The organism is Streptomyces sp. NPDC058279 (assembly GCF_042881255.1).
In the GTDB taxonomy this organism is placed as follows: Bacteria; Actinomycetota; Actinomycetes; order Streptomycetales; family Streptomycetaceae; genus Streptomyces.
Window position 1 is genome coordinate 1 of record NZ_JBHVYA010000039.1, and the last position, 9,082, is coordinate 9,082.

Annotated in this window: 5 protein-coding genes, 1 tRNA gene and 1 pseudogene; 6 read left to right on the plus strand and 1 reads right to left on the minus strand. The window is 68.4% G+C overall.

Features of this window, described 5'->3' with window-relative positions; genetic code table 11:
• The 4 genes and pseudogenes from ACFVXJ_RS31005 to ACFVXJ_RS31020 all read left to right on the plus strand — a co-directional run.
• On the plus strand, positions 1–2,474 hold a 2,474-nt coding region (locus ACFVXJ_RS31005; RefSeq protein ID WP_389666783.1), incomplete at its 5' end, for a hypothetical protein.
• Complete coding sequence (locus ACFVXJ_RS31010; protein WP_389666785.1) at positions 2,471–3,331, plus strand: immunity 49 family protein; 861 nt, start codon at positions 2,471–2,473, stop codon at positions 3,329–3,331. The genes ACFVXJ_RS31005 and ACFVXJ_RS31010, both read left to right, overlap by 4 nt.
• Before the next feature lie 255 nt (positions 3,332–3,586).
• Positions 3,587–4,114, plus strand: a pseudogene (locus ACFVXJ_RS31015) (immunity 49 family protein); the annotation flags it as partial.
• Between the two features lie 79 nt (positions 4,115–4,193).
• Positions 4,194–5,015 (plus strand): hypothetical protein, encoded by an 822-nt coding sequence (locus ACFVXJ_RS31020; protein ID WP_389666787.1) that lies wholly within the window; start codon positions 4,194–4,196, stop codon positions 5,013–5,015.
• Between the two features lie 60 nt (positions 5,016–5,075).
• Here ACFVXJ_RS31020 and ACFVXJ_RS31025 read toward each other — a convergent pair.
• Positions 5,076–5,160: transfer RNA gene (locus ACFVXJ_RS31025), tRNA-Leu, on the minus strand.
• A gap of 407 nt (positions 5,161–5,567) precedes the next feature.
• On the opposite strand from ACFVXJ_RS31025, the gene ACFVXJ_RS31030 reads away from it, so the two are divergent.
• Entirely contained in the window at positions 5,568–6,329 is a 762-nt protein-coding gene (locus tag ACFVXJ_RS31030; RefSeq protein ID WP_389666790.1) for an ABC transporter ATP-binding protein, read from the plus strand.
• A 65-nt stretch (positions 6,330–6,394) separates the two neighbouring features.
• Entirely contained in the window at positions 6,395–8,947 is a 2,553-nt protein-coding gene (locus ACFVXJ_RS31035; RefSeq protein ID WP_389666788.1) for an ABC transporter permease, read from the plus strand.
• The last annotated feature ends 135 nt before the right edge of the window (positions 8,948–9,082 follow it).

Consider the following 9,082-nt stretch of genomic DNA (forward strand, 5'->3'; position numbering starts at 1 on the left):
GTGCGCTGGGTTCGTACGCGAACGAGATCCGCCCGCTGGTGAAGAAGCTGGAGACGCTCAAGGCGGAAGCGGCTTCGTTCAAGTCGAAGGTCTCCGACGACGACAAGTGGAACGAAGACGGGGACCTGGTCGACGAGAACCTCGACCGGCGCAACGACATCGCCGAGGTGTGGTCGCAGTTCCAGGCGGCGGAACGCACCGCGTACGACAAGATCGTGGCGTTGGTGTGCGGGACGCCGTTGAAGGTCGACGACGGCTCGCACGGCGCGAACATGTACGGCTATGACGCGGAGGCGCTCAAACACTCCAAGTCGCTGCCGTGGGGTGACGCGGTCGAGGAGTCGGTGCCGTGGTGGCAGGTGTGGGAGCACGCCTACGACTTCGGCAAGGGCCTCATCGTCGACGGCGTGTGGGGCACCATCAAGGGCCTGGGCACGCTGGTCGGCTTCGACGGCTGGGACGCCACGAAGCAGGCGTGGACGGGCCTGGCGAAGCTGGCAACCGGCGTGTCCATCGCCATCATCCCGGGCGTCGGTTCGGTGTACATGGCGATGCCGGACAAGTACCTCCCGTCCTGGCTCCGTGATTCGCGTACGGCGATGAAGGAGACGGGCAAGGCCATGTTGGCGTGGGACCAGTGGAGCGAAAACCCCTCGCGGGCGGCCGGCGCGGTCACCTTCAACGTGGTCACCGCCATCTTCACCGACGGCGCCGGCGCGGCGGCGTCGGGCGCGGGCAAGGCGGGCATCGCGGCGAAGGCGCTGTCCTTCGCGGGCAAGGCCGGTCGGGCCATCGACCCGATGACGTACGTGTTCAAGGGGGCCGGGGCGGGTCTGTCGAAGATCGGCGATGTGATGGCCGGTCTACGGGGTATGGGCAAGATCGAGATCCCGAAGATCTCCGAGGGCGCGTTCGCGCTGCCCGACGGCGCGTCGATCCTGCCCGACGGAACGATTCACCTACCGTCCGGCACCGCTGTGCCCGAGGGCGCGATCAAGCTCCCCGACGACACCATCAAACTCCCCGAGGGCACCGCCACCCTGCCGCCGGGCACGGTCAAGCTGCCCTTCGACGACAGCCCCGCGAAGTACATCGACCACGAGGGCAACCTCTACAAGGAAGACGGCAGCCTCTTCCAACGCGCCGAGGACGCCAAGGTCGAAACGGCCCCCCACCCCACGGAGACCGCACACGCCCCGAAGGTGGAAACCCCGGTCCTGGTCGGCGTCGGAGCCCACAACGCCGACAACGCCATCCGCCTCGGCTCCGACATGTCCGACCCCCTCCACGCCGGTGACCACACCCCGACCGGCCACCCGGGCGACCACGCCCCCGGCGGCCACGCCCCGGACGGCACGCCCCGCAACGACCTCAACACCACCCCGGGCACTCCTCACCCGAGCGGCGACACCCCCTCCACCGCCGGCCACGGCCATGGCGACACCCCGGGCGCGGCCGGCCACCACCCGGACGGCCCGAGCACCGGCGGCCACCCCGACGGCCCGAGCGGCTCTGGCGGCGGCCACGACAGCCACCCGACCACGAGTGGTCACGACCCCGCACACCACCAACCCGTGAAGCGTCCCGACTTCATGGAAGATGGTCCGAACCCCTACGGGGAGCGCGGGCGCCTCACAAAAGAACAGATAGAAGAGATCCAGGTCTACCGGGCCAACGAAGAGCCCGGCTATCGCGAGCGGTACTACAACCTTCTCGGTCGCCGCTTGCGCTTGTCCCTCAAAGACGAGAGCGGGTTCACACCACCGCACCTCACCAAGCTGGCGGACGACGCTCCGTGGATCCGCGCCAAGGACACTCCTGAGCCTCCTGAGCCCCACTTCCTCGATGATGACTACAAGTCCCTGGGGAGTGATGACGTCTCAGACTTCGACCGGCTGGAGAAGCTCCACGGCTTCGCCCAGAGGCGTCATGCCGCCATCACGTGGGACAACCTCGTCACCGAGTGGAAGGACTCGTCCGGCCTGCCTCAAGCCGAAGCTGTGTACAAGGCATCGCACACAGGGATGAAGGAGGCGACTGAGGCATTTGGGGAGGCGGCGGCACGGCACCACTTCGTCGCCGAACACTACCCGGACTTCGTCGAGCAAGAACTTTTGGGCCCGAAGAACGGTAACCACCAGTTCGATCAGGTATGGCTGCGCGAGGACGGACGGGCCCTCGTCGTCGAAGCGAAGAGCAGCGTCAAAACGCCTCTCGGCAAACGTGACCTTCCGGGACCTCCTCATATGCCTGGCGTCAAGGGGGCGTCCGTTTCTCAAGGGTCCAGAGAATACTTCCTCGACATCCTGAGAGAAATGGACAAGCGGGGCGAAACGGAGCTAGTGGACAAGCTTCGGACGGCACTCAGAGACGGAAAACTCGACTACGTCGTCGTCAAGGGCGGCAAGAACACCGGAAGCTACACTGGCTTGGAGTACCGGATGTTCGACATCAGCAAGGGGACTCTTCCGTGACCACCACCGTTGCCCGGCACCTCGTGCCCCGCCCCGATGCCGAAGAATTCGCCGATCGGCTGAGCAAGCGGATGGCCGGTTATGTCGAGGAGCTCGAAGAGTCGGCACACATGATCGACTTCACGTTCAGTAGCGCTCTACTCGCGCTGCAGGCCCATGCCGTGGCCGACCCCCTGGGCGACCGGCTGCAGACCTGGGAAGCCACGGTCACCGCGATGCAGGTTGGCTCGGCGCTGTTCGCCGTGACCGGTGCGAGCGAGGGCACCGTGCAGTGCTTCATCAACGACAAGTTGCGAACCATGCCAGTGGTCGGCCACCAGTCGTTCGCCAATGCAGGCAACTGGCTGAGCGCCTTTTGGCTGGCCGTCGTCTGTCGCGAGCGCAAGCGGATGACGCAGCTGTGCGAGATTCCGCTCGAGCGATTGCGCTCGCCGGAAGGCACCTATGACGAATTCATCTATCACTGGATCGATGTGCAGCAGACCTACTGGCTGCGGCGTCCGGGGTTGGTAGAGAAGCTCATGACCGCGTTCGAGACCTCGAACCCCGAGGTTGCGCGCAACACTCCGCCCGACGCCCTGCAAGGCGTAATTTATCCGCCGCTCAACCTTTTCTACCATTTCGTCCGCAAGCAGGAGGCGGAATTCAGTCCTGCGTTGGCAGAGGCGCTGAACTCCCACAAGGCGTACTGGACGCTGGATGAGGAGCGGGCGACTGACATCGACGGCGCTCTCGCCCTGGGGCCGCTCGCCATGGCATGCCTGGCCTATGACGGGAAGCTTCCGGTCGATGTGGAGTCGCCGTTCATTCCCAAGTACCTGCTTGAGCACGGCTGGCTGGGCGAATTCCCCACCTGATCAGCGACCGGCTAAGGGGGCCGTGGGGTGAGCACCGTTGTCAGTAGGCACTTCGCGTCGCCGGGGGCCACGGAGGAGCAGTGGGCCGAGTCTCTCGGTAAGGATCTGGCCGACGACATCGACAAGCTGGAGCGGCGTCCCCACGCACTCGGGCGGGTCTTCAACAATGCGCTCCTCCACCTCGGAGCACGGTGCACCGTCGATCCCCGTGCGGCCAAGCCGGAGACCTGGGAAGCGGTGGTCAACGCTCTTCAGGTGGGATCCGCCATCTTCGCCACGGCCGCCGCGGCCGAGGGGACCGTGGAGTGCCGGATCAACCGGCAGATCCGAACGCTGCCCGCCACGGGCGAGGACCAGGGCCTCACCGACCTCGGGACGTGGCTGACCACGTTCTGGCTCGCAGTAGTGTGCCGGGATCAGGCTCGGATCACCGAACTGGCCCGCTTTCCGCTCGACCGCCTCCATGGCGGCGGGTTCGACGAGTTCGTCCGGCACTGGGTCGACACGTTGCAGACGTACTGGCTCGGCGGCCCGGAGCTCGGCCGGAAGCTGGTAGCCGCGGTCGACGGCACGGATCCGGAAGCCGTCACCGATCCGGAGGCGGTGGGCAAGTTGCTGTACCCGCCGATGGAGATGTTCCACCGCATCGTCCGCAACGACAGCGAAGGCTTCAACAAGGCCCTCGCGGCCGCCCTCCAGTGGCACAAGGAGTACTGGAGCGAGGAGAGCCGGGCCACCACCATTCCGGGCCTCGTCGCCCTCGCGCCGCTCGCCATGGCCTGCCTCGCCCACGACGCCGGAATGCCCATCGAGGTCGAGTCCGACTACCTGCCCGCCACCCTCATCGGCCGAAACTGGTGCGGTGAATTCCCCACGCACTGGGCGACGCACTGCGCCGGCACAAGGAGTACTGGACATCGGACGAGGACCGTCGGCAGAACATCGAGGGCGTCGTGGCCACGACGACACCCGCGCCGCGGGCCACGAGCGCTCGCTGGCGCTGCTGCTGCGCGAGTTCCTCCGTCGCTCGGCGCTGTGGGCCCGGGCCTGCGGGGCAGAGGCGTCCTGGCCCTTCTTCGACATCGCGGAGCACGTCGACGCCGACGTGCGGACGCCGGCCGACGTGGCCGCCGGGGTGGAGGACCTCGTAAGGCAGCTCGCTCCCGCATCGTTGCGGACCGTGTGCCGCGCGGCCGTACGGTGGGCGGCCCTGCGCGACGCCCGCCACGGGCCGGCGACCCGCCTGCCCGATCCGTACGAGCCGCTCCTGCTGATGTTCGAGCGCGGCGGCGGGTTTTCCCGGGAGGAGTACCTCGATCTGAATGGCGTGATGATCCCGCTGGGGACAGTGGAAACCAACGCGGCCGCGGCCCCGTTCCCCGGTCTCGCGACCGTCACCCTCGACGCGCTCGACGTCCCCGACCCCGGCGCCGAGGTCACGTACTACGCCAAGATCGACGAACGGTACCCCCGGCACCGCCCCCGGGGCATCGTCCGCCGCCGGGTCGACGAGGACGGGGTCTCCCATGACGAGGCGTTCACCCGCAACCTGCGCTGGGAGCCGACCGAATACCTGAAGCTCTACGCGCTCGGTCACAACGACGTCGACCACGTCCCCGTCTCCGAACACGAAGCGGCCGCGTTCATCGAGGCGGTGACGACGAGGCTCACGGGCTCTCGGTGAGCTGAAGCGATCGTCTCCGCCGGGGCGGCCGTGGTCACCGGCGCCCCTGCCCTGCGTGCGTGGTGCCCGGAGCCGGACTTGAACCGGCACGACCCGAAGGTCAGCGAGGTTTAAGCTCGCCGTGTCTGCATTCCACCATCCGGGCAGGGCGTGGCGGCCCCCGTGGAAAAGCCGTGAACGCTCCAGGTGAGCTTATCCGTAGTATCCCCGCCCCCACCTGGGCGTCTGTCCGATGTTGTCTGATTTTATTGGCGCTTGAGTGGCCGTCAGGTGCGATAACACACGGTCGGCACCTTCCTGACGACGGTCCCCGCCGCGCGCAATTGACGGGATTTCGCCTCCCCGCGCCACCCCGTCCGCCACCCCCCGGTCCGTAGCCGCCGCGACAGGCGGAGTCATACCAGAGGAGGAGGCGGGCGCCCTCCCGGTCAGCCTCCGGTGGGCCGACGAACCGGCACCGCGGCTGATTCGGGGCGGGGGTGCGGGCGGCGAGGATGGGAGGGTCCCGCCACAGCGCAGCACCCCGCTCGACAGGAGTCCCCCGTGACCGCCATGAACTACGCCCCCACCACCCAGGCGGTGGCCGCCCGCGCCACACAGCTGTCCAAGGTGTACGGCCAGGGCGAGACCCAGGTGGTCGCGCTGGACAACGTATCCGTCGACTTCGCCCAGGGCCGGTTCACCGCGATCATGGGCCCCTCCGGCTCCGGCAAGTCCACGCTGATGCACTGCGTCGCCGGCCTGGACACCTTCTCCGGCGGCTCGGTACGCATCGGCGACACCGAACTCGGCTCGCTGAAGGACAAGCAGCTGACCCAACTGCGCCGCGACAAGATCGGTTTCATCTTCCAGGCCTTCAACCTGCTGCCGACGCTGACGGCCCTGGAGAACATCACGCTGCCCATGGACATAGCGGGCCGCAAGCCCGACCGGGAGTGGCTGGACTCGGTGATCCGCATGGTCGGCCTCGCCGACCGCCTCGGCCACCGCCCCACGCAGCTGTCGGGTGGCCAGCAGCAGCGCGTGGCCGTGGCCCGCGCCCTCGCCTCCCGGCCGGAGATCATCTTCGGTGACGAGCCCACCGGCAACCTCGACTCCCGCTCCGGCGCGGAGGTACTGGGCTTCCTGCGCAACTCCGTGCGCGAACTGGGCCAGACCGTCGTGATGGTCACCCACGACCCGGTCGCCGCCTCCTACGCGGACCGCGTCATCTTCCTCGCCGACGGCCGGATCGTCGACGAGATGCTCAGCCCGAGCGCCGACGGCGTCCTCGACCGCATGAAGGCGTTCGACGCCAAGGGCCGCACCAGCTGAGGGACCGCCCCTCCCCGTCCCCGCTGACCTCCGCCCCGCCCTTCGACCTCCTGGACGCCTCCACCATGTTCCGTACCGCCCTGCGCAACGTCCTCGCGCACAAGGCCAGGCTGTTGATGACGGTGCTCGCCGTCGTCCTCGGCGTGGCCTTCGTCTCCGGCACCCTCGTCTTCACCGACACCGTCGGCAAGGCCCTGTCCGGCCAGTCCGCCAAGAGCTTCGACGGCATCGCCGTCTCCGTCACCGCCGACGGCCCCTCCCGCAACGACGAGGGGACCAAGGAGGGTGAGCCGGGCATCAGCACGCAGACCGTCGACAAGGTCAAGGCCCTCCAGGGCGTCGACACCGTCTCCGGCCGCGTCTCCGGCTTCGCCGGGGTCGCCGACCCCGACGGCAAGCTGATCGGCAGCGGCTGGGCCAACCGCGGCTCCAACTTCGCCCCCGTCAAGGACGGCAAGGACCCGCGCTACGTCTTCGCCGAGGGCAACGGCCCCGCGAAGGCCGACGAGATCGCCCTCGACAAGGAGACCGCCCGGCGCGGCGAGTACAAGGTCGGCGACAAGGTCCGGGTGGCCTCCAACGGCCTGCCCTCCGAATACACCCTGGCCGGTGTGTTCACCACCGAGGACGGTCAGGTCAACGCCGGCGGCTCGCTCGTGCTCTTCGACACGGCCACCGCCCAGAAGCAGTACCTGAGCCCCGGCTTCTTCCAGGAGCTGTCGATCAGCGCGAAGCCCGGCACCACCGCCGACCGGCTGCTGTCCGAGGTCAAGCCGCTCGTCGGGAAGGACGCCACGGCCAAGACCGGCGTCGCGCTGGCCGCCGAACAGGCCAAGGCCATCGAGCGGCAGATGGAAACCACCAACCAGATGCTGCTGACGTTCGCGCTGATCTCGCTCTTCGTCGGCGTCTTCCTGATCTACAACACCTTCACGATGCTGGTCGCCCAGCGCACGAGGGAACTGGCCCTGCTGCGCGCCATCGGCGCCAACCGCGGCCAGGTCAAGCGGTCCGTGCTGGCCGAGGCCCTCGTCGTCGGCGTGGTCTCCTCCGCCCTCGGCCTGCTGGCCGGTGTCGGCCTCGCGGTCGGCATGCGCTCCCTGATGGACTCCATCGGCGCGAAGATCCCCGCCGGTCCGCTGGTCGTCAGCCCGGGGACCATCGCCATCGCGATCGTCATCGGTGTCCTCGTCACGCTGCTCGCGGCCTGGCTGCCCGCCCGCCGCACCGCCAAGATCGCCCCGGTGGCCGCGATGGGCAGCGCCCACCTCCCCGCCACCGCCAAGTCCCTGGTGCTGCGCAACAGCATCGGCGGCGCGCTCACCCTGTTCGGCCTGGCCGGCATCCTCGGCGGCGCGCTGGTCGGCAAGGACGGCAAGGTGATCATCGGGGCGGGCGCGTTCCTCACGATGATCGGCATCATCGTGCTGCTGCCCGCGCTCTCCCGCCCGGTCATCGCGGCCCTGCGCCCGGCGCTGCGCAAGGCGTTCGGCGTCGCCGGCAAGCTGGCCGCGCAGAACGCGGTGCGCAACCCGCGCCGTACGGCCGTCACCGCGGCCTCGCTGGCGATCGGCCTGACCCTGGTCACCGCCCTGTCGGTGTTGGGCGTGACCATGGGCAAGGCCGTGGACCGGATGACCACGGACAAGCTCAAGGCCGACTACAAAGTCTCCCTGTCAGGCGGCTTCGGCGGCCTCGACCAGAGCGTCATCGGCGCGCTGTCGAAGGCGCCGGGCGTCAAGGCGGTCTCCCCGCAGCAGGCCGGCTCGCTGCGCTTCGGCGGCGGCAAGGAGTTCAGCTCCGCCTCCGGCGTCGAGCCGGCCGCGATCGGCTCGCTGCTCAACATCGAGGTCGTCGCCGGTTCGCTGGACAGCCTCGGCAAGGGCCAGGTGGCGGTCGCCGACACCACGGCGAAGTCGCACGGGCTCAAGGTCGGTTCGGTCCTCAAGACCGCCTTCGACGACGACAAGAAGGCCGATCTGGTGGTCGGCGCCGTCTACAAGGAGATGGACGGCATGCTCTCCCCCTACGTGCTCGACTACAAGATCCTCTCCGCGCACGAGGAGAAGCCCTACCTGCCCGAGGTCTTCGTCAAGATGGACGGCGGCCCCTCCGCCAAGGCCCAGCAGACCCTGGTCGACGCCCTCGGCAAGAACCCGGCGATGAACATCGCCACCCAGCAGGACATGCGCAACGAACTGGGCGGCGCCATCAACACCGCGCTGAACATCATGTACGGCCTGCTGGGCATGGCGCTGATCATCTCGGTCCTCGGCGTCGTCAACACCCTGGCCATGTCCGTCTACGAGCGGACGCAGGAGATCGGCATGCTGCGCGCCATCGGCCTGGACCGCGGCCGGGTCAAGAACATGATCCGTCTGGAGGCCATCGTGATCTCGCTGTTCGGCGCGGTCATCGGTGTCGCCCTCGGCACGTTCATCGCCTGGGCCGTCGGCCAGACCATCAAGGACGGGGTGCCGCACTACGCGCTGGTCGTCCCGTTCGGTCGGATCGCGATCTTCATGCTGCTGGCCGGTGTGGTCGGCGCCCTGGCGGCCATGTGGCCGGCCCGCAGCGCCGCCCGGCTCAACATGCTGACCGCCATCAAGACCGAGTAGCCGCGGGCGCCCGTACGGGAAGGGCCCCGCGACCGGCGTTGGCAGATTCTTGGGGTCCTCGCAACACCTGATGGCTTACGCGGTCGTCAGTAGATCACGCAGGCGCTCGGCTGGGGTTCTCCAGCCGAGCGTTTT